We start from the raw sequence: 20,516 nt of genomic DNA on the forward strand, positions 1-20,516 counted from the left end.
TGCGAGACTGGCGAGTTGTCTTAGCAACTTATCGGAGAACCCCCAAAACATTGTACCATTAATGTCTAGTCATAGATAAAAATAAAAAGCTATCATCAATTCTTACCGATCGCAAGGCAAAACATAGATAGTAGTTGGCAAGAAGTACAAAGAACCCTAGAGATGGTCGGGTCCAAAAATACTACACCCAAAACAGGGGGATTGCATCCAGATTAATCTATGTATACTTTTACTAGCTATTTGAACATGACTCTCCCATGACTTCAGCCTTTTTTTGGTAAAGTTTTTCGCAAGCCGCATTCTTAGAGGTTCCGCCCTTGAATTCTCAGAAGTACAAAATTCAAGCACTAATTGCTGAGATTGACGAGGTACTCAGCAAACCCGTACCCCGATTACCTTGGACGGGTTCGCTCGATCTCGTGCACCAGCGTCAACTTTTAGAGCGAGTTCGCACCTATCTGGTTTCCCCAGACTCCAAGCTAATGGTGCCAGACAAACCAGTCCACAGCCCCCAGATGCGCCCGCAACCAGTTCCAGTACCCAAAGTGCCACTGGCGACAAATCAACACTCAGCCACAGAGCAAATCTTGCAAGCAGTCACCGGAGAAATAAGCCATTTGCGAGAAAAGCTGACTGGTCCACTGCAAGAAGACATAGAAGCTCTCCGTCAACAACAGCAGGCTCTGGTTCAAGAAATCAAGGAGCTGGAAGTCAGACGTCAGCAGCAACAATCCTTAGCTCAGCAACAAGCCCACCAACAGCAAATCATTTCGGAATTTTTGCAAGCAGTCACCAGTCGCTTGCAAGAAACCAGGCTCGGCAATTTATCCCCAAGCCCCCAAGCAACTACCTCTGACTCCCTGGATGTGCATCCACAAACCCCAGGAGAATCATCGGTGCCGACATCGGCCGACAGGTTGGAACAACTGCAACAATTCGAGACAGAAGCCGATCGCAGGCTAATGAGACTTGATTCTACAATGCACATTGTATTCGAGGCTTTGCAAGCAAATTTGGAAAGCTATCAAGCATCTTTGTCCCAAGGAATCGAAAAAATGCACGGTTTCGGTCAACAGAGCGAGATGATGTTTACCGCTTTCGTGAGCCACTTGGCCCAGGAGTTAGGCCGAGAAGCATCATCCTACCTACAGCAGCCCATCGACTTGTCCTACCTCGGAAATGCCACCTTCACCAGCGAGATACTACCAAACACCTCTCAAACCCAGTTAGCTACCGAAACTTCAAGAGCAGAAAGGGCGATCGAAGATTCGAGTAGTAGCAACCAACTCGGAGAACAAGAAAGACTACCCTATGCGGGAACAGAAATTTCTCCCCAATTCGGACAGTTGAAACGCGATCGTACTTCCGTAGCCATTTCGCTCCCAGATTTGGAAGAAAACTTATTCGGTTCCGGGCCCCAAGTCGATCGACCAACAACTCTATTTCCAGGGGCTGAATCCGAAGCACCATCGGCAAAAACTGATCGAGAGGTTGAAGATGTTTATGCTAATTTATTTCTGGAATCAGAAGTTGCAGAACTAGACCTGGAAAACTTCGCTATAGAAAATACCGCAACTGCTACCCAAAGTAAATTAGTCCCATCTGAAAATCAACCCGTAGTTGCCAGAAATCCATCGCTACATAGTCAAGGATTAGATTTGTTTGGAACACTAGAAGATGAAGAATCATCTCCGTCAAATCAGCCAATAGTTGCCAGAAATCCATCTCTAGATAGTCAAGGATTAGATTTGTTTGGAACACTAGAAGATGAAGAATCATCTCCGTCAAATCAGCCAATAGTTGCCAGAAATCCATCTCTAGATAGTCAAGGATTAGATTTGTTTGGAGAACTAGAAGATGAAGAATCGTCAGAGTCAAATCAGCCAATAGTTGCCAGAAATCCATCTCTAGATAGTCAAGGATTAGATTTGTTTGGAGAACTAGAAGATGAAGAATCGTCAGAGTCAAATCAGCCAATAGTTGCCAGAAGTCCATCTCTAGATAGTCAAGGATTAGATTTGTTTGGAGAACTAGAAGATGAAGAATCGTCAGAGTCAAATCAGCCAATAGTTGCCAGAAATCCATCTCTAGATAGTCAAGGATTAGATTTGTTTGGAACACTAGAAGATGAAGAATCATCAGAGTCAAATCAGCCAATAGTTGCCAGAAATCCATCTCTAGATAGTCAAGGATTAGATTTGTTTGGAACACTAGAAGATGAAGAATCATCAGAGTCAAATCAGCCAATAGTTGCCAGAAATCCATCTCTAGATAGTCAAGGATTAGATTTGTTTGGAGAACTAGAAGATGAAGAATCATCAGAGTCAAATCAGCCAATAGTTGCCAGAAATCAATCGTTAGAGAGTCAAGGATTAGATTTGTTTGGAGAACTAGAAGATGAAGAATCATCAGAGTCAAATTTCGGCATTCTAGGAAATGATGAAGCGCTAAATGTGACAAACGAGTTGTTCCAAAATTTATTAAGTGAAGATGAATCAGAGGCTGGATTTTTAGTAAGTGAAAATTCCGAGGAGCTAACTTTAGAGACTCCAGATTTAGGGGAACAGCCAGTGACAACACCACCCCTGTCTCCAGCAACAACCCAGTCCAAAGTCGAGCCGCAACGACCTGGGAATGAGGAAGCAAGCCCCGCAACTCCATCTAGCCAAAGTGACCTATCAGCTACTCTGGCTGGGGTTCAAACCCGATCGACATCTGAGCTACCACCAGCTTTGAGAAGCAGAGGAGAAAGTAGTTCAACATCCCAAAGCGCGCCAACTAATTTAGAACCCAGTAATGTCGCGCCTGAAGATTTTTATATCCAAGCTTCACCGGAGGAAAACTTGCTCCCCATAGAGTCCTTGGAGGAAGAAGATTTCGATAGCTCTCTGAACTTGGATAGCGATATTCTGGAACAATTGGAGTCAGACCTTTACAGTCTCGAAGGATTAGAAAATACTAGCCCCAGATCATCCTCACGCTCCACAACAGTCAACTCAGGTTTCTTGGCCAATGCTGATGCTAACACAGCAAACCCTTTTCCAGAAATGGCAGAAGCAGAACTCGGCACCCTAGAGGATTTGTTCCCAGATATCTTGGAAGAATCATCTGAGGATGAAATTTTTACTTTACAAGAGGATCTGGATTCTGATTTATTGACTCAAGAGGAAGAAGCGAATGTCAGTCTAGACGATATTTTGGCTAGTTTGACCCAAACACAGGAAAATCCGCTTAATTCTGCCAACCCAGCCCCAGAAACTACCAGAATGCGGTCTAATCCCCCAAAAAGTCAAAAAAAAACCTGATTTCGATCGAGAGTAAAAAAGCAGCATCGGTTCTTAATTCTGTTACAGGCTCCATCGCCCCTTCATTCCCCGAATCTCCAACTTCATCGCCAAAGCGGCCCAATTCTCACTGGTATTTGAGCATTGACTTCGGTACCTGCGGGCTTTCGGCGGCTTTGGTCGATCGGCAAAAACATCAGTTGTACCCGATTTACTGGGAGAAACAACCCTCAGCAACATCGCCTAATGATGCTTATGAGGCTGTTACCACTTGTCGCATTCCCTCGGTTGCTGTTTTGGCAAAAACAGCAACCGAGGGTCTAGGACAGCAAATAATGGTCAAGTCGGTGGGCGATCGACCACAGACTTTGCTGGCTGGGGAGTTTTTGCTGCAAAATTTCAAACTACCCTTGAAGGCGGGGATTCCCTATCTGCGGGAAACAGGAGTTATCTATGAGCCTCTGTTGCAGTTTTCCCAGGAGCAGGCTATTTCTATCGCTTTACCCCTCAACGGTTTGCGGGCGCTGTTGACTACTTTAAATCCCAACTTACAGGGGAAGAATGATGATTTGTCAATGCCTAATTTAATCTGTCGAGCTTCGGGATTAGAGAAGCAAACTCTGGATGAAGCGTTGCAAAACTTACGAGGCGTAATTTTGGGGACTCCGGCTCATTGGTCCGATGCTTATCGGTTTAACCTGCGGGAGGCGGTTTTGGGTGCGGGACTGGTGGCCGAAGGTGAGCAAATTTTTGTGGTGGAAGATGCGATCGCCACTTTGCTTTCTGCGGTAACTCCTGTGACAAATGCCTATTTTGGGCAGTCGGAAACCGGGGAATTGATGAGTGAGGAAAATCCCGCATCAAACCGACAGTTAGTGCTTCATAGTTCGTCTTTTTGCGGGGGAACTTTGATTATAAATGCGGGGGCGACGACAGTGGAATTGGGTTTAGTTGATTTACCAGAAAATAGTCAAGATTTAAGTTATAATGATTTTGCTTGCCAAAGTTTTGCTTTTGCTGGCAATGCTTTCGATCAAGATATTATCTGTCAGTTATTAGCCCAAAAAGAAACCTTTGGAATGTCCCTGGATTTACCTCGTCCCGGACATCCAGATTTACCCAGTCGTTATCAATTGCAGCAGCGGTTACAAAGTTCCAGTTTTGGTCTGCAATTGTTGGAAGCAGCCAGACATTTGAAGGTGATTTTGCAGCATCAAGAGAGCTTTGTTTTGGATATTGGCGAACAACGTTGGAATGTGCGGCGGCAGGATTTGGAAAGTCAGGTTTTAGTGCCTTTTGTGCAGCAGTTGAACCGCGAATTGAATGTTTTGTTGAGTCGTGTCGGAATGTCGCCAGTGGGCATAAATCAGGCTATTTGTGCTGGGGGAATGGGCGCTTGGCCGGCGATCGCCCGTTGGCTGCGACAGAAACTCCCCAATGCGATCGTAGTTCAATACCCAGAATTTGAGGATGTGAAAATCAGTCGCGTTGCTTGCGGATTGGCCAGTGTAGCTGTTTATCCTCAAATTTTAGATGCTTCGAGACACCAATACGGCAACTTTTTTCTGCTATGGGAATTAATGCAGGTGCTGGGGGAAACAGCTATCAGGTTTGAGCAAATTTTGCAGTTATTGGAACGCCGCGGGGTGAATACTCGCACCTGTGAGTCCCGGATTTTGGGGATTTTGGCTGGAAATTGGACAGCAGGACTTTTGCCCGATCGCACAGATTTAATGTTGTTAGCCCAGGATTCTCAGCAAAATCCTGATTGGGAGGCGATCGGGGCCTCACCGCTATTCCTTCAAGATGGCGATTCCCTACGGGATAGCTGCGCTTCACGGACTTATAGTTTGAATAGGGTACAGGCTTCTATAGTGCAGGCCTATTTGACCAAACTCGCCTCTAGCAGTCAGCAAAAAATCTTAGAACCCCTCACAATTGCTTGGGGTGTTCGCACAAATACTTAATAAATTCCCCATGTCCCAATACCCTATTCCCATTCATTACAGGAGTAATAGATGTTGTTAGAATTAGCGATCGGCGATGCTTATGGTGCCGGTTTTGAATTTGCCCCGGAGCAGACAATTGAATTGTACAATAATCTCCACGGCTACCTCAAGCATCCCTTCCACGATATCTCACCGGGATGCTACACCGATGATACTCAAATGAGTTTAGCAATTGCTGAAGCGATCGTTAGCCAAGAAGCTTGGACACCGGAACTTTTAGCCCGCAAATTCATTGCAGCTTTTCATCGAGATCGCCGACTTGGTTATTCCCGTAAGTTTTACAATTTTTTATTGCAAGTTCAAGACGAAACAGAATTCTTAGCCAAAATTAACTCCGCTAGCGATCGAAGTGGAGCCGCGATGCGAGCTACCCCAATTGGCATTTTTCCTAGTATTGAAAAAGTCATCGAAAATGCTACCATTCAAGCAGCAATTACCCACAATACTGCCGATGGCATTAATGCAGCTAGAGCCGCTGCTTTGATGTCCCATTACTTTATTTATCAGCTAGGTTTCAAGCAGGATTTGGGCAATTTTCTCGAAACACACATAGCTGGTCAATGGTCAATCCCTTGGCAAGGAAAAGTTACATTAACAGGTGTAGTTTGTGTCAGAGCAGCTATTACTGCTGTGATGCGAAATGATAGTATGAGCCAACTGCTCAAAGATTGCATTGCCTTTTCGGGAGATGTAGATACAGTAGCAACTATTGCTTTAGCCGCGGGTTCCTGTAGCAGTGAAATTGCCCAAGACATTCCCGACAATCTGGTGCAAGGATTAGAAAATCTGTATTACGGTCGGGATTATATCAGAGAACTAGACCAAAAATTAATGAATTATATGGTTAAGTCAAGTGACCGCAAAAAATGTTAACTTAAAAGCTTCCTTCTTCCTTCTTCCTGAATTTCCCCCCAAGGGGGGGGTGACTTCTTCCTTCTTCCTTCTTCCTGCTTCCTTCTATCTTCTGAATTTATGAATTTGCCTAATTTAATTACTTTTTCTAGATTGCTGGGAGTGCCTTTTCTCCTATACGGTTTGTACGATCCAAGCGTGCAAAGTCGCTGGATTTGTGTGGCAATTTTTGTGTTGGCGGCGGCTACAGATTGGCTGGATGGCTATTTGGCTCGGAAACTCAATCAAATTACAGATTTGGGGAAGTTTCTCGATCCTTTGGTGGATAAATTGTTGGTGTTAGCGCCACTTTTAGTTTTGATTGAGTTGGGTAGAGTCCCGGCTTGGGGTGTGTTTCTGATTTTGGCAAGGGAGTTGACAATCGCTGGGTGGCGTGTTAATAAAACTAAAATTTCTGGTGCTAATATCTGGGGTAAGCTGAAAACAGTCAGTCAAATTGTGGCGATCGCGCTTTTAATTGCTCCCGTTTCTGAAGCTGGGAATTTTCCTGCATTAATCGCTTTTTGGGTTTCTGTGGCTTTGACTTTGATTTCTGGGCTGATTTATCTTTGGCCGGAACAGGTGGCTGAGGAAAAGTAATATTAAGGTCAATTACTGATAAATATTCTCTGGGTGTTAACCAAATGAATTATACATTTTCATAAAAATATCAAATCTAAAATCCAATGAAATTAGGGATTAGGACTAAATTGTTGGCTAGCTTTGGAGCTTTGACAGCCTTACTCGCAGGTGTCGGGTTTGTCGGTTGGCGTAACACCGTTGAACTAGGACAAGATGCGCAGAAATTATACGCATATCAAGTTAAAGGGACAGTGGCTCTAGCCAACTCGGAGTCGGCTTTGTGGAAGTTGCGTTACGGCTTTCCTCAGTTTATCGTTCAACCAGAGAGGCGATCGGCAATTTTAGCCGAAGAGCCAAAGTTATACAAAATAATTGACGATAACCTAGCAGAATACGCCAAAGGTGAAATCGCACCAGAAGAGCAAGCAGCTTTCAAAAAAGTCCAAGATGCTTATCAAAGGTATATTTCAGCCAGACCTCGATGGTTTGAGTTGCAGCAAGCTGGTAAAATTCAGGAAGCTGCTGAGTATCGCGCAGCTACCACAACTCCCTTTGGTGCTGAAACAGTTGAGGCGTTTTCCACACTGATCGAGCTCCAGCGAAAAGTTGGAGAAAAAAAACATGATGAGATTGAAGCGAAAATTCGGAGTTTGACAGTGCTGCTGGTGGTGATTCTGGTGTTTGCTTTGTTAGGCGCGGCAGTTCTGACGGCGATCGTCAGCCATGATATTGTTAACCCCATCGTCAAATCCGTGAAGAAGATTGCGGATTCTTCTACCCAAATCACGGCCGCAGTGGCTCAGCAGGAATACACTGTGTCTCAACAAGCTAATGCTGTGAATCAAACGACTACCACGATGAATGAGTTAAGTCTTGCTTCGGAAGTTTCAGCCAAGCAAGCACAAGCCTCAGCAGTCTCAGCTCATCAAGCGCTAACATTAGCTGATTCCGGTCATCAATCCGTAGAAAACACGATGAAGGGGATAGTAACTCTTCAACAAAAAGTCCAAGCCATCGCCAAACAGATTAGTTACTTAAGTGAAAATGCGGTGAAAATTGGTGGAATTTCTGACTTAGTAGCAGATATTGCTAATCAAACTAATATGCTGGCTCTTAATGCCGCAGTGGAAGCAGTCCGTGCTGGCGAAAATGGTAAGGGTTTTTCTGTGGTTGCTACAGAAATTCGCCGTCTGGCTGATGAAAGCAAAAAATCAGCAGAGAAAATTAATGGTCTGGTAACAGAAATTAAAATGGCGATCGACCTTACGGTTAAAGTCACAGAGGAAGGAGCAAAAACAGCGGATCAAGGTATTCAACAAGCCCAAGGAACCACAACAATTTTGGGGGGTGTAGCAGAGTCGATAGACAAGGTATTTTTGAACAACCAACAAATTTCTCTCAATGCTAACCAACAGGCGATCGCCATTCAACAAGTCCTGGAAGCGATGAACAATGTTAACTTAGGCTCGGCAGAAACGGCCACTAGCCTCGCTCAAGTTAAACTATGTACAGAACTGCTCAACGAAACCGCAGCCGAACTTAAAAAGCTATCTTAATTGTACAAAGTAGAAGGAATCAGGAATGATGATATCAAATCCTCTCTTCATGGGAATTATTAAACTCTCTCTTCTCTTCCTTCGCGTCATAAGCGCCTTCGCGGTTAAATCATTCCGATACAACCGGAATTGATATCAAAGGCAGGCAAGGATGCCTACCTAAAATAAATTACCATTAATAATGACTACCAGATTTGCGGTAATGGACTGCTGTCACCCCGTCATTATTTAACAAATGACCGTTTTCGACTTTTGCATAAACTACCCAATGATCGCCACATTCCATCCGACTCACCACCTCACATTCTAAATAAGCCAGAGCATCGGTTAATACTGGACAACCATTGCTAGCTTCCATCGTTTCGACTCCGGCAAATCTGTCTTCTCCAGGAGCAAAGTTTTTCATGAAATACCTACGCAACTGTCGCCCTTCTGCTAAGATATTCAGCACAAATCGATCGCCGGCATACATCAAAGCTTCGATCGCCCGATCCTTCGCCACCGCAATAGTCAACCCCGGAGGACTAAAGGTTGCTTGTGATACCCACGATGCAAGCATGGCGCTGCTGACCTCCCCACGCTTGGCCGAGAGTACGCACAGAGAACCAACCAGTCTTCCTACTGCTTGTTCCGTGCGATCGCTACCCCCCGTTAATTGTGATTTTGGCGCCCGCAATTTTTGCGACTTAATCAAAGCTTGAGCAAAATCTGTACCCGCTTCTTTGCACTCGTGAATCGTCGCCGCCGTCGGCTTAAATTTGGCTCGAATCGGTTCAAATCCGATGCGATATCCGGCATCTTTTAACTTGCTTTCTACTAAGTCGATCGCCTCTCCACTCCAGCCAAAGGAACCGAAAACACCAGCCAGCTTACTCTTGGTTGCGGTAGATAAAACAATTCCCAAAGCCGTTTGAATTTGCGTCGGTGCGTGTCCGGCTAGGGTAGGAGTTCCGATGATAAATCCAGCACATTTTTCGATCGCCTCTTGAATTTCTCCCGGTTCGGCAAATTCGCAATTTATGGTTTCCACCGCCACGCCGGCCTTAGTAATTCCTTTGGCGATCGCCTGGGCTAAAGTTGCCGTATTGCCGTAAGCAGAAGCATAAATTAACGCAACTGTCAAGTCTTTCGAGTTTTGTTGTTGGCTCCATTCCCGATACAAATTGGTGAGTTCGTGGAGGCCATAACGCACTAGCGGGCCGTGACCGGGAGCATAAAATGCTGTGGAGAAATCCGCCAACTTATCCATTGCCGCCAGCACTTGTTTCGCCTGGGATGCGTGGAGGGAATCATAATAATAACGTCTGTCTTCGCTGTAAACACTCCACCCTTCATCGAATACTTGATCGCCACAAACATGAGCGCCAAAGAGTTTGTCAGTAAACACGATTCGAGTCTGCGGATCGTAAGTGCAAAGTTCGTCTGGCCAGCGGGGAGTAGGAGTGGCAATAAATCTTAGTTCGTGACCTTTTCCTAAGTTTAGTCTTTCTTCCCCTCGGACTACTAAAATGTTTAATTCTTGTTCGGGAAAGGATGATCGCAAAGCGATGGCGGCTGGATTTGTACAAACAAAGGATATTTGAGGTGATAATTCTAACAGAGCTTTAATTGTTACCGCTCTGTTAGCATTAAAATGTCCTAAAATTACGTAATCTACTTTTTTTAGGTCTAGCCTTTGTTGCAAGCAATCTATATAGTTTTGAGTGAAAGATTCTCCTGGTGGGTCTAATAAGGCTATTTTTTCGGATTGAATGATGTAGCTATTGGCTGTTGTTCCCCTTTGCAGGGAATATTCTACTTCAAATTTTAGTCTGTCCCAAGTTCGCGATCGTACTGCTGCTGTATCTGCTGCAATCTGAAAAAACTGCACATCGCGCGGTTTAAAGTTGGATTGGGACATGGAAATAAGGCTGTTAGTCATCTATTGCACCTATTACTATTAATTTTGCTACAGCAATGCTATTGATTTTGTGAATTAGATTTTTTTTCTTTAACCGCAGAGGGCGCAGAGAACGCAGAGAAAGAAAGAAGAGAGGAAAAAAAACAAAAGATGGTTAGCCAGCTAATTTCTTCTTCCTTCTTCCTTCTTCCTTCTTCCTTCTTCCTTCTTCCTTCCCCCCTTGGGGGGGCAGGGGGGGGGTGACTTCTTCCTTCCTAATAGTGATTTCCAACTTTGCGGTGGTGTACTGCTGGGAGTGCGTCGGGATTTGATACGCGGCCGCTATCTACTGTGGCATATACGATATGATGGTCGGAAAGTTCCATCCGGCTGACTACTTCGCATTCCATGTAGGCTAAGGCTTCTGTCAAAATGGGAGAACCGTTGCTTGCTGCTTGGGTTTTTACTCCGCCAAATCGATCGGCACCTGGTGGAAAACGTTTTAAGAAGTGCTTCATTAAGGTTTGATACTTGCCTTCTTCTAGCACGTTTAGCACGAATTTGTCTCCGGCGTGCATCATTGATTCGATCGCCCGATCTTTGGCAACTGCTATGGTTAAACCTAGGGGTTTAAAGCTGGCTTGTGTTACCCAAGAAGCTAGCATCGCCCCGCTAATATCGCCTTTTTGAGTGGTGATGATATACAGTCCGCCACTGATTTTTCCCAAGGCTTTATCGAGGTCGCTGTCAAGAGATTTCATCTGTTTGACAGCTTTGTCCCGCGTCAGCCACTGTCCCAAGTCGGTGCCTGCTTCGTCGCACAGTTGATAAATTGCTTCGGTGGGCGTTTCTTTAATCAAAATATTGGGAAATATCTCTTTTAAACCCAACTCTTTGAACTTGTTTCGTAGGGGATAAATTGATGAGTCGTCTCCGCCCCCGGATTCGCACAAACCAAAGGATTGTTTGTTGTTGGCTGCTACTAAAATTGTGTTGATGGCGGCTTCAGCATTCGCCCCAGCAGGGCCGGTACTTGGTGGGGAACAAATTACAATCCCGGCGGCTGTACCGACGAGTTCGCGTACTTCTTGTAAGTCGGCGATTTTTAAATCCATCATTTCTACGGCTACACCGGTTTTGGTGATTCCGTGGGCGATGGCTTGGCTGAGGCGATCGCTAAATCCGTAGTCCGATGTGTAAAATACTGCTACTGTTGTCTCTGTCTTGGTTTGTTCTTGGCTCCACTTTTTGTAGCGCCCGGTGAGTTCCACTACGTTGTAACGTAGCAAAGGGCCGTGACCGGTCGCAACAGTACCAATTTCTCCCAATTCTGCCATCCGCTTCATAGCACTCAAGACCGATCGAGCATTGGGAGCCATCAAGCACTCATAATAAAAGTGGTAATCTTCTTCTACTGCTGCTAAATCGTCATCGTAGGTGCTGTCGGAACAGTAGTGCATCCCGAAAGCGTCGCAGGTGAACAGCACTTGAGTTTTAGCGTCGTAGCTGAAAATAGTATCGGGCCAGTGCAAATTCGGTGCCGATACGAATTCGATAATGTGGCCGTTGCCTAAATCTAGTTTCTCACCATTTTTGACTATCAGTCGCTCAAAGGGCTGGTGTATCAGGTTTTCTAAAAATTGAATTGCTACTTTTGCACCGACGACAATGGCTTGGGGTGCTAAAGCTAGCACGTCTTTAACCAAGCCACTATGGTCTGGCTCGGTATGGCTGATAATTATATAGTCAATCTGTTTCGGGTCGATTTCCCCCGTGAGAGTGTCTAAATATTGTTGGCGAAATTTCTCGTGAGAGGTATCGACGAGGGCCGTTTTTTCGCCACGAATGATGAATGAGTTATAAGTGGTACCGTTTTTGAGTCCGAATTCAATATCAAAGCGGTCTCTATCCCAGTCCAAGCATCGAATTGCCGTTGTGTCAGGGGCAATTTCGACTTTTTCCACCGTCAATCTGCGTTGGACTCGTTCAGTCAGCGCTACCATGGCGTGCCTCCTAGTCAGTGATTCTTACCTTATTACTTACATTCTTGCACGTTTTTTTTGTAAAATTTTATCAAATTTCCTATCAATCAGTTAAACATTTTAAAACTGATGTCGATCGAATCGATTTTAGCTGACCAGACGGGAATCCCCACACTATATCGCTTCGATTCGAGAATGTAAGGGCGGGTTTTACCAACAATAATTGCCAAAAACTGACAATCTCAAAAACCCGCCCCCACCCAAGGTTCAAGGTCGTACTTGAATAACGGGTGTAGTATCTAAGAGTACGACCTTGAAAGGGTTCGCGATCTTTGCCCTCCTAACAGCGTTAAAGCAGAGTAATTGCAGTCGATGCCGGAGCGCCGATCGGACCTGCGCCAAAGCCTAAATTCACCACCCCAGCAGTCAAACCAGGATTATTGGTAATCGTCAGACTAACGCTAGTTTGACCGGGATTAAAGTTCACCGTCCCTCCAGAAGCAGTCGGAATATATTGACCGAAAATATTGAAGTCTGCGTTGTTGACAGGTTGAGCGCCACCAGGGGCAGCAATCAAAAAGTCGATCGCAGCCGAAACCGCAGTATTGCCACTCCGGTTAATCGTAAAACTTCCAAAACTACTATCAGCAATAGGACCAGAAGACGAACCGTAGGAGAAGAAAGTCGGAGGCACAGCAGTAGTATCAATAATACTCAAAACTGCTGCTGACGGACTTGCCAAACTGCCGCCGCTCAAGAACAAATTCACTGTCTCATTGGGTTCTGTGAGACTGTCAAATAAAGTTTGAACCGGAACTTGGGCGCTAGCTTGTCCGGGCGCAAAATTGACCGCTTGAGCCACACTATTGTAATCAGGAATAGAACCCGTAGCTAGAGCAGTACCGTCACCTGTACGGAACACGATCGTCGCTGGTGCTGAAAGGTCGCCACTGCGATTAATTGTAATCGGCGCAGTGTTGCCCTCGTTGACGCTGTAAGTAGCCGCACTGAAGAAAAACGTGCTTTGACCGGGTGTCGGAGTCGGTGTTGGTGTCGGCGTCGGTGTGGGAGTTGGGACCACATTATTAATTGTCAAAATCGACGGATTGCTGCCGACATTCCCACCGCTAAGCACCAAATTCACTGTTTCCGGCCCTTCCAAAATCATGTCGCTCAGAGCAGTAACCGTAAAACTAGCGATATTTTGCCCTGGAGCAAAATTCAACGCCCCCGCCGCTACAGTGTAATCGGGTGCAGTCCCGACACCACTTGCCGAACCGTCAACAGTAGCGTAGTTAATCGATGCAGCTCCCGTACCACCTGTGCGAGTCACATTAATCGTCGCCACACCGCCTTCATTCACGGTGTAACTTGATTGCTGGAACTGGAAGATACTTGGAGGGGTTGGCGTCGGAGTTGGCACCACATTATTAATCGTCAAAATTGAGGGATTGCTGCCGACATTCCCACCGCTGAGCACCAAATTCACTGTTTCGGGCGCTTCCAAAATCATGTCGCTCAGAGCAGCCACCGTGAAATTAGCGATATTTTGCCCCGGAGCAAAATTCAACGTCCCGGCCGCCGCAGTGTAATCGGCTGCTGTCCCGCCAGCATTTGCCGAACCGTCAACAGTAGCGTAGTTAATCGATGCAGCCCCCGTACCACCTGTGCGAGTCACATTAATCGTCGCCACACCGCCTTCATTCACTGTGTAACTTGATTGCTGAAACTGGAAGATATTTGCAGGGGTTGGAGTCGGAGTCGGAGTCGGAGTTGGAGTTGGTGTTACATCGAGGCCTTGATATTGAATACTCCGCACTAGGTAGTCGGAACTATCATCTTTGAAGGAGGTGGCTTGGTAGGCGGCGGTGGGGCTATCGTAGGCTTTGGCGGAGAACCGCAGTTCGTCAAAGGCGACGCTAGTGGAATTTGATTGTACCTTGAATTGGAAACTGCCATCGGTACGATCGCCCGTGAAAGTTACTCCATTTGAAGACACAGAGAGGGGTTTTGATGCGATCGGAGCGTTGAGGCGACTAATAGTAAAATTGGTAGCTGGTACCAAAACTCCATTATTGAAGATTTGCAGCAAACCAACTTCATTACCTTGATCGCCTAGTCCTGGACTTGTTTTGGGACTCAATGCACTCAGGTCGATCGTGGCGCTAGTGATATCTTGGTTATCTGCCCATTTCACCTTCAGGGCTTGAGATTGATTCGTGTTGGGGTCATAGTTGATTTCCGCCCGAATTTTATTGGGGTCTGTGAACCAACCAGCATAAGAAGATGCGACACCAATACCAGCACTATTGCCGTAACTTAACCAGCTTTTAGGGTTTTCATTAGTTGCCAAAGTGAGGTTGCTGATTTGAGTAGAATTTAGATAGTCTGTTTCCACGCCATCAAAAGCTACCCCAGATAGTTTGATGCCTAGATTCCGGGCGATAGTCGGCCATTTTGCGATTAGGTCATTGACGCTGCTGTAATTATTGGTTTGACCCAAAGTACCAGTCAAGGAAGTAGCCATAGTTTCTATTTTGAGGATGAGTAATTAAGCATTAGCAGTCACTGAAAACCATAATTTGGGCTTTTTTTATAGTTGTCTGTCACTGCCAACAAAATTTATCCCTAAGTACGTGCAAGCAAATTAATCAACAATTCTTAGACCCCCAAAATGCTTGCCCAATAAGCATTTGAAGGCTTGATTGCCCCTGTTTAAATGTTGTAGGTAATACCATTTCTCTAAAATCGTGCAACAATCTTTGACCCCCCCTAACCCCCCCTTATAAAGGGGAGGGACAAGACTACTGTTGCATTCTTTTTTAAAATTGGTACAATTACTTGCACATACTTAATAGACTTCTCCCAAAAAGCCTGGGTCGAACAGGCTATCCAGCCTATTCCACAATAATTATGGGAGATGTCTAATAGAGATACCTAACTTTCATCATCAATAACTTTGATCCGGAAATTTTGCCGAATGTCAAAATCTGACCAATGCGGCCTGATAGCCCTGGTGTGAGGGTTTGGTAATCAACTCTAGGGGCTTTGGTGCGGCTTTGGGTGGCGCTCTCCCGGTTTGTTCCAGAAGATTTTTAGGAATTTAACCTTTCTGATTTGCGATGGGTAACTCCACAATTAATTCGGTTCCTTCACCAACTTTACTGACACAGTTAATCTTGCCACCGTGAGCTTGAACAATCACTTGGTAACATACTGATAGTCCCAAACCAGTGCCTTTTCCTACAGGTTTAGTAGTAAAAAATGGATCGAAAATTTTGTGCTGAATTTCCGCAGGAATGCCGGGGCCATTGTCGCTGATAGAGATTGTTACCCACCCAGTTTCCTTGACCTGGGTATAAATTGTTAATTCTCCTGGTTTTTTAGTGGAATTTATGGCATCTAAAGCATTGTCAATCAAATTATAAAATACTTGATTGATTTGAGCTGCATGACATTTAACGGTTGGTAATTTGCCGTAGAGTTTATTGATTTTTATCTCTGATTTTACTTTGTTTTGCAGCATCAACAAACTATTTTCTAAACCTTCATTCAAATCCACAGCTTTAAATTCGGAGTGGTCTAAGCGAGAAAAACTCCGTAGTGTTGTCACGATTGACCGAATCCGGTTGCTGCCTTCTATCATTGAATTGAGCAAGGGTGGAAAGTCTTCGCGAATGTAATCTAGTTCTAGTTCTTCATTGATTTGGGCGATCGCATCTCCCGCTTCAGGGCAAGCTTTGCCACAGAATTCCAGGGCTTCTGTTAAGGTTTTGACGTATTCTTGGGTGTGAAACAAATTAGCGTGAATAAAATTATTGGCGTTGTTAATTTCGTGGGCAATTCCTGCCACCATTTGCCCCAAACCGGACATTTTTTCACTTTGAATTAATTGCTGTTGAGTCGATCGCAGTTCTTCTAATGTAGCCTGTAACTGCTGGGTTTGAGTTTGGGATTTTACGGCTGCTTCTTGGACTTGGCTGTAGAGTTTGGCTTGCTGAATGGCGATCGCCATTTGGTCAGCTATCTGGGACAGTAACTCCATTTCTTGCTGCTCCCAATTGCGAATATCGCCACACTCGTGAGCAATTAGCAAGCCCCACAGCCTACCGGGTAATTCTGGATCGAAGTTTAGGGAATTTTTGGGTGATTTTTCGGGATTTCTCGATGTCACAATGGGTACGATCAGATTCGCTTTTACCTGCAAGCTATCTAAAAAGTCTATGTGACAAGGCTCTAAATTGGCATTAAACACATCATTGATTGCTCTGACTCGTCCTTGCTGGTAAAAATCGGCATAATCCCCCTTAAAACACTTGTCTGCTCCCATATCTCCTAAAATTGAAGGCCAAGGAACACTCATATCTTCAACGACTACTTTTCCCCGCCAGTTGTCTTGAAATTGATAGATAATTACCCGATCGCACTGCAAAAGTTGACGTACTTCTCTTACTGCTGTGTCGAGGATGGTATTGAGGTCTAGGGTACTACGAATTTGGTTGCCGATCAGCCGCAACAGCGATTCCTGTTCGGCTTGGCGCAGGGTTTGGCTATACAATTTAGCTTGATTGATGGCGATCGCCAATTGGGAAGCCACCCCTTCTAACAACTGTCGTTCCCAATCCGTCCATTCCCGTTCCCGATCGCACTGGTGCAGCCCAATTACTCCATTCACTTCTCCTTGGTAACGAGTAGCTACTGCCAGCATAGACTTAATTTCTAAATCTATGGCAATTTTTCTACTGCGTTCGTTCAATCCTGGAAAATCGATAAAATTGGTTACGGCTAGGGACTCTTGTTGAGATATAATCGCTTCCAAGTGCGGGTTGCCAACCACGGGTACTTTCATACCTAACTGTATGGGATAGTCTCCCGCGTTGTATTCTCCTCGCGTAATCAAGGTTTTGTCTGTATTTGATTCTTTGACTAAAATGCTCGCTCGGCTACAATTTAGCGCTTGACCCAGCAATCGGCACCCCGATGTCAGAATTTGTTCTATGTCAAGAGTGCTACGAATTTCGTTGTTAATTTGGTTCAACAAATTTGATAATTGAACTTGCTGCTGCATCTGCACGATCAGGGCTTTTTGGTCGTCTATTTCGGGTAACGACAGACCTGCTTCTTGTCTCCATTTGTCTGCTTCAGGCAATGTGGAAGTTGATTTTGGCGAGTTTTTTTTTTGATGTATCTTTAAAGACATATTTACTCAGATTTTGTGAACTATCTTTATTTGGTCTGGTCTTTTATACCTATGCTTACCCCACCAACAGCCTTAGCAAACTTACCCGGACTGTTGTCTCTTCTTAAATATTATAAAGGATGCAGCTCTAGCTTAGCTACGATCGCTTTACATTATACTTATAATAACGCTTTCACCAACAGTCTGTAGTAGTTCCTACTAATTATCAACCCGCGCTAGTTGAATACAAGATGTCAATTCTCCCTCTCTCTTAAATCCTATTTTTAAAATATTTTCGTGGCTGTTCCACAAAAAATATGGGAGAGGTATATGAGATTTAACCGCCGATTTTAGATTTAAAAAACTACCTAAAATCCATCTTTAGTTCAATTTTTATTTACGCCTACTCTGTTAATCAAGATGACAAACCCAAGTGCTAAAAATTTCTCCCCGCCAACAAACGATGTCAATTTTAGCTCTGAATTAAATAGTAAAACGGAGATGACCATAGCTTTGGCGATCGGCAATTCCCGTTTGCACTGGGGATTATTCAATGGCAACACTCTTCAGAAAATATGGGATACAAAGCATTTGAGTATTCATGCTGTGCATCATCTATCTCAGGATGAAAAAACTGAATTTCTAGTGCGGACAGTAATCGAGTCGATCGAGAAACAATCTGCTCAAAAGCTCACTTCTACTAATCCCGAACTTGCGTCACTTCGCAAACCAGAGTTGGGCGTATTACCTTTAGTGTTGGCTTCAGTAGTGCCAGATCAAACCAAACTTTGGCAGAGTTATCCCAATAGCCGAATTATTACTTTAGACCAGTTATCCATCGAGGGACTCTATCCGACGCTGGGAATTGACAGAGCTTTGACTTTATTGGGCGCTGGCACCCAATTAGGTTGGCCAATATTAGTTATAGATGCTGGTACAGCTTTAACATTTACTGGAGCAGATGTCAATAGGCGTTTAGTTGGGGGTGCTATTCTACCGGGTTTAGGGTTGCAATTGTGGTCTCTGGGACAGAAAACTGCTGGTTTACCTGTAGTGATGTTACCAGATAATCTGACTGGGCGCTGGGCTGGGGATACAGAGAGCGCCATTGTCAGCGGAGTGGTGCGCGGTGTGGTAGCAGCCGTCAATGATTTTATTGAAGATTGGCTGGGCTTGTTTCCTCATAGCCACATAGCCTTGACAGGGGGCGATCGCACTTTGTTGTTACAATATCTCGCCAGCACCTTTCCTGACACCGCCACCAGGGTAATTGACACCCCAGAAGCTATTTTTTGGGGTCTCAATCAATTTCTGATTTGAGATTTCACTGCTTGGCAAATTCCCCAATATACTTAGCAACCAGATCGGGGTATTCTACCAATAAATTTATGCTCTCAGAATTGATAAATTCAATCTCTGCCCTCGTCGCCAGAGCAGCATAGGACTGACACAGAGACGACGAAGCATCAGCCTGATTTTGAGATTCCTGTAACAACAATAAAGGAGCTGTCAGCTCAGACAACTTCTCGTCAACCAACTCTGCCTTAATTTCGGCTCGTCGCCGCCTAAATAGCAATTTCATCGCCACTGGGGAACCGATCAACTGTTTTCTGAACTTGAGTAGTTCCTCAATCTTATTTTGACCCCCAAACAACTTAGCAATGGGATAGAGCGATCGCAGCAGCCAGTAAGCCACAGGAGGTGTACTCGTCAGCGTTCTCGCCATCCCCCAGCGTCCTCGCGTGCCGGCATTCACCCCTTCGGGCGCTAACAACACCAAACCTTTGACTCGATCGGGATATTTAAGGGCGTAGCTAGTGGCTACCCAGCCACCCAAGGAGTGACCAATCAAATAAACCTCTGGCAGATTTAACGTGTCGAAGTATTGGGCGAGACATTCTACTTCGATGTCGATGGAATAATTCATCTTAGGGCGTTCTGAATCGCCAAATCCCAGTAAATCTGGTGCGAAACAGTGGTACTGGGGACATAAATATTCGATCGTCTTCAGCCACTGATTGCTGTTGTCCCAAGAACCGTGCAAAAACACCAAGTTTGGCCCCTGGCCGACTTCGTGCCAGAATATTTGTCCTAAAGAAAGTTTGATCCGAGAATTGCGTAGCTGTGAGTACATCCGGTTAAATATTCATTAATCTAAAGAACCTTCATCCAAGGTTGAGTGGTTGTTATAACAATTGATTCAAAATTTGACTACAATCTAGCTGCACTTCGTTTCAATTTACAATTGTCAGACCTTGAAAATAGTCCTGCAAATGCTTGTCGCTATCGTGGCTGAATTCGCCTTCCGGTAGGGATGTGGGTAAAAAAGCTTCTACTTGGCTGATTTCGAGTGTATCCTGAATTTGAATTGTTCCCTGGACTTGTGCTTCGACAACGATACAAATAGAGTGAAGTCGAGGATCGCGATCGGGCTCTGAGTATACGCCCACCAAGCGGCCGATTTTTACCAGCTCTAGCCCTGTTTCTTCAGCCAATTCCCGGCGGACTGTAGTCGCAATATCTTCGCCCCAATCAACCATACCTCCCGGCAGTGCCCAGCAACCGTTGTCACGCCGACGAATTAGGACAATTCGACCATCAGGTAATAGGGGGATAATGCCAGTACCAGTGACGGGATGTCGAAATATTAGTCCTAGCACGGTTTGTCCAATCTGCCACAATCGACGCATAAACTCAAAAGCTTTGGGAAGAGGGTTCGGAAATTTTAAACTTTTCCAATCCTAACATCATGGTCGATTGCCAACGTAGTTTCAGTGATGTCTCTAAATTTTTTTACCATATTTTTTGGGGAATCTGTAGCAGCCATAGCTCAAACTAGAGTATAATTTGATGCTATCGGAAATCTGCCAGAGGCATAAAATTACTCCCACCATCGGGCCAACAGAACTCAGGAGCTAAGTCACCCGGTTTTATTATCATTTGTCGTATTTGTCAAGAGTTTTTTGATTTTTTTTTTCAGTTTTGCCTATAGCCTGCTATGATCTACAAGTCACGCTATCTGTTAAATGTATCTCCTGAATTCAGGAATATTAGCTAGACGTGCGACCCGTTTCCGTGAAAACAAAAGCTTAACAGCTTAAAGTGTAGGCGGAGCTAAGAATCCCCGTGTCTTTAGGCCGGGGACTGTCAATGT

The 20,516-nt window shown here is 44.9% G+C and carries 12 protein-coding genes; 6 read left to right on the top strand and 6 right to left on the bottom strand.

All coding sequences use genetic code 11. The annotated features are described in order from the left end of the window. Positions 1 to 317 precede the first annotated feature (317 nt). The 5 genes from P2A85_RS16440 (at position 318) to P2A85_RS16460 (ending at position 8,322) form a co-directional block, all read left to right on the top strand. Positions 318 to 3,305 (top strand): hypothetical protein, encoded by a 2,988-nt coding sequence (locus P2A85_RS16440; protein ID WP_377473862.1) that lies wholly within the window; start codon positions 318 to 320, stop codon positions 3,303 to 3,305. Positions 3,306 to 3,421: 116 nt separating this feature from the next. Beyond that, a complete protein-coding gene (locus P2A85_RS16445) occupies positions 3,422 to 5,251 on the top strand; it encodes a hypothetical protein (protein ID WP_377473864.1) in 1,830 nt (609 codons plus the stop codon). 51 nt (positions 5,252 to 5,302) lie between these two features. After that, positions 5,303 to 6,166, top strand: coding sequence for an ADP-ribosylglycohydrolase family protein (locus tag P2A85_RS16450; protein WP_377473866.1), 864 nt, complete (start codon positions 5,303 to 5,305; stop codon positions 6,164 to 6,166). 99 nt (positions 6,167 to 6,265) lie between these two features. Beyond that, a complete protein-coding gene (pgsA, locus tag P2A85_RS16455; protein ID WP_377473868.1) occupies positions 6,266 to 6,784 on the top strand; it encodes a CDP-diacylglycerol--glycerol-3-phosphate 3-phosphatidyltransferase in 519 nt (172 codons plus the stop codon). An 86-nt stretch (positions 6,785 to 6,870) separates the two neighbouring features. Beyond that, positions 6,871 to 8,322 (top strand): methyl-accepting chemotaxis protein, encoded by a 1,452-nt coding sequence (locus P2A85_RS16460; RefSeq protein ID WP_377473871.1) that lies wholly within the window; start codon positions 6,871 to 6,873, stop codon positions 8,320 to 8,322. Between the two features lie 175 nt (positions 8,323 to 8,497). On the opposite strand, the gene P2A85_RS16465 is transcribed toward P2A85_RS16460, so the two are convergent. The 4 genes from P2A85_RS16465 to P2A85_RS16480 form a co-directional block, all read right to left on the bottom strand. Continuing rightward, on the bottom strand, positions 8,498 to 10,243 hold the full coding sequence (locus tag P2A85_RS16465) for a diflavin flavoprotein (protein WP_377473873.1): 1,746 nt from the start codon (positions 10,241 to 10,243) through the stop codon (positions 8,498 to 8,500). A gap of 233 nt (positions 10,244 to 10,476) precedes the next feature. Next, positions 10,477 to 12,204: a diflavin flavoprotein gene (locus P2A85_RS16470; RefSeq protein WP_377473875.1), complete on the bottom strand. Its 1,728-nt coding sequence runs from the start codon at positions 12,202 to 12,204 to the stop codon at positions 10,477 to 10,479. A gap of 328 nt (positions 12,205 to 12,532) precedes the next feature. Continuing rightward, the gene (locus P2A85_RS16475; RefSeq protein ID WP_377473877.1) at positions 12,533 to 14,710 is read right to left on the bottom strand and encodes a Calx-beta domain-containing protein; all 2,178 of its coding nucleotides are present in this window, start codon (positions 14,708 to 14,710) and stop codon (positions 12,533 to 12,535) included. A gap of 576 nt (positions 14,711 to 15,286) precedes the next feature. Continuing rightward, positions 15,287 to 17,383, bottom strand: coding sequence for a GAF domain-containing protein (locus tag P2A85_RS16480; RefSeq protein WP_377473879.1), 2,097 nt, complete (start codon positions 17,381 to 17,383; stop codon positions 15,287 to 15,289). Between the two features lie 480 nt (positions 17,384 to 17,863). Here P2A85_RS16480 and P2A85_RS16485 point away from each other — a divergent pair, with 480 nt between their 5' ends. Next, positions 17,864 to 18,682, top strand: a complete 819-nt coding sequence (locus P2A85_RS16485) for a pantothenate kinase (protein ID WP_377473881.1) — start codon at positions 17,864 to 17,866, stop codon at positions 18,680 to 18,682. 4 nt (positions 18,683 to 18,686) lie between these two features. Here P2A85_RS16485 and P2A85_RS16490 read toward each other — a convergent pair whose 3' ends face one another. Then, entirely contained in the window at positions 18,687 to 19,496 is an 810-nt protein-coding gene (locus P2A85_RS16490) for an alpha/beta fold hydrolase (protein ID WP_377473883.1), read from the bottom strand. A gap of 100 nt (positions 19,497 to 19,596) precedes the next feature. After that, complete coding sequence (locus P2A85_RS16495) at positions 19,597 to 20,052, bottom strand: NUDIX hydrolase (protein WP_377473885.1); 456 nt, start codon at positions 20,050 to 20,052, stop codon at positions 19,597 to 19,599. Between the last annotated feature and the right edge of the window lie 464 nt (positions 20,053 to 20,516).

It is taken from the genome of Microcoleus anatoxicus (genome assembly GCF_042465725.1).
Classification (GTDB): Bacteria; Cyanobacteriota; Cyanobacteriia; order Cyanobacteriales; family Microcoleaceae; genus Microcoleus; species Microcoleus anatoxicus.

Coding starts and splice junctions, on each gene's coding strand:
- P2A85_RS16480 (WP_377473879.1), bottom strand. CDS start 17,383: ATGTCTTTAAAGATACATCAAAAAAAAAACTCGCCAAAATCAACTTCC.
- P2A85_RS16495 (WP_377473885.1), bottom strand. CDS start 20,052: ATGCGTCGATTGTGGCAGATTGGACAAACCGTGCTAGGACTAATATTT.
- P2A85_RS16460 (WP_377473871.1), top strand. CDS start 6,871: ATGAAATTAGGGATTAGGACTAAATTGTTGGCTAGCTTTGGAGCTTTG.
- P2A85_RS16465 (WP_377473873.1), bottom strand. CDS start 10,243: ATGACTAACAGCCTTATTTCCATGTCCCAATCCAACTTTAAACCGCGC.
- P2A85_RS16490 (WP_377473883.1), bottom strand. CDS start 19,496: ATGTACTCACAGCTACGCAATTCTCGGATCAAACTTTCTTTAGGACAA.
- P2A85_RS16470 (WP_377473875.1), bottom strand. CDS start 12,204: ATGGTAGCGCTGACTGAACGAGTCCAACGCAGATTGACGGTGGAAAAA.
- pgsA (WP_377473868.1), top strand. CDS start 6,266: ATGAATTTGCCTAATTTAATTACTTTTTCTAGATTGCTGGGAGTGCCT.
- P2A85_RS16485 (WP_377473881.1), top strand. CDS start 17,864: ATGACCATAGCTTTGGCGATCGGCAATTCCCGTTTGCACTGGGGATTA.
- P2A85_RS16475 (WP_377473877.1), bottom strand. CDS start 14,710: ATGGCTACTTCCTTGACTGGTACTTTGGGTCAAACCAATAATTACAGC.
- P2A85_RS16450 (WP_377473866.1), top strand. CDS start 5,303: ATGTTGTTAGAATTAGCGATCGGCGATGCTTATGGTGCCGGTTTTGAA.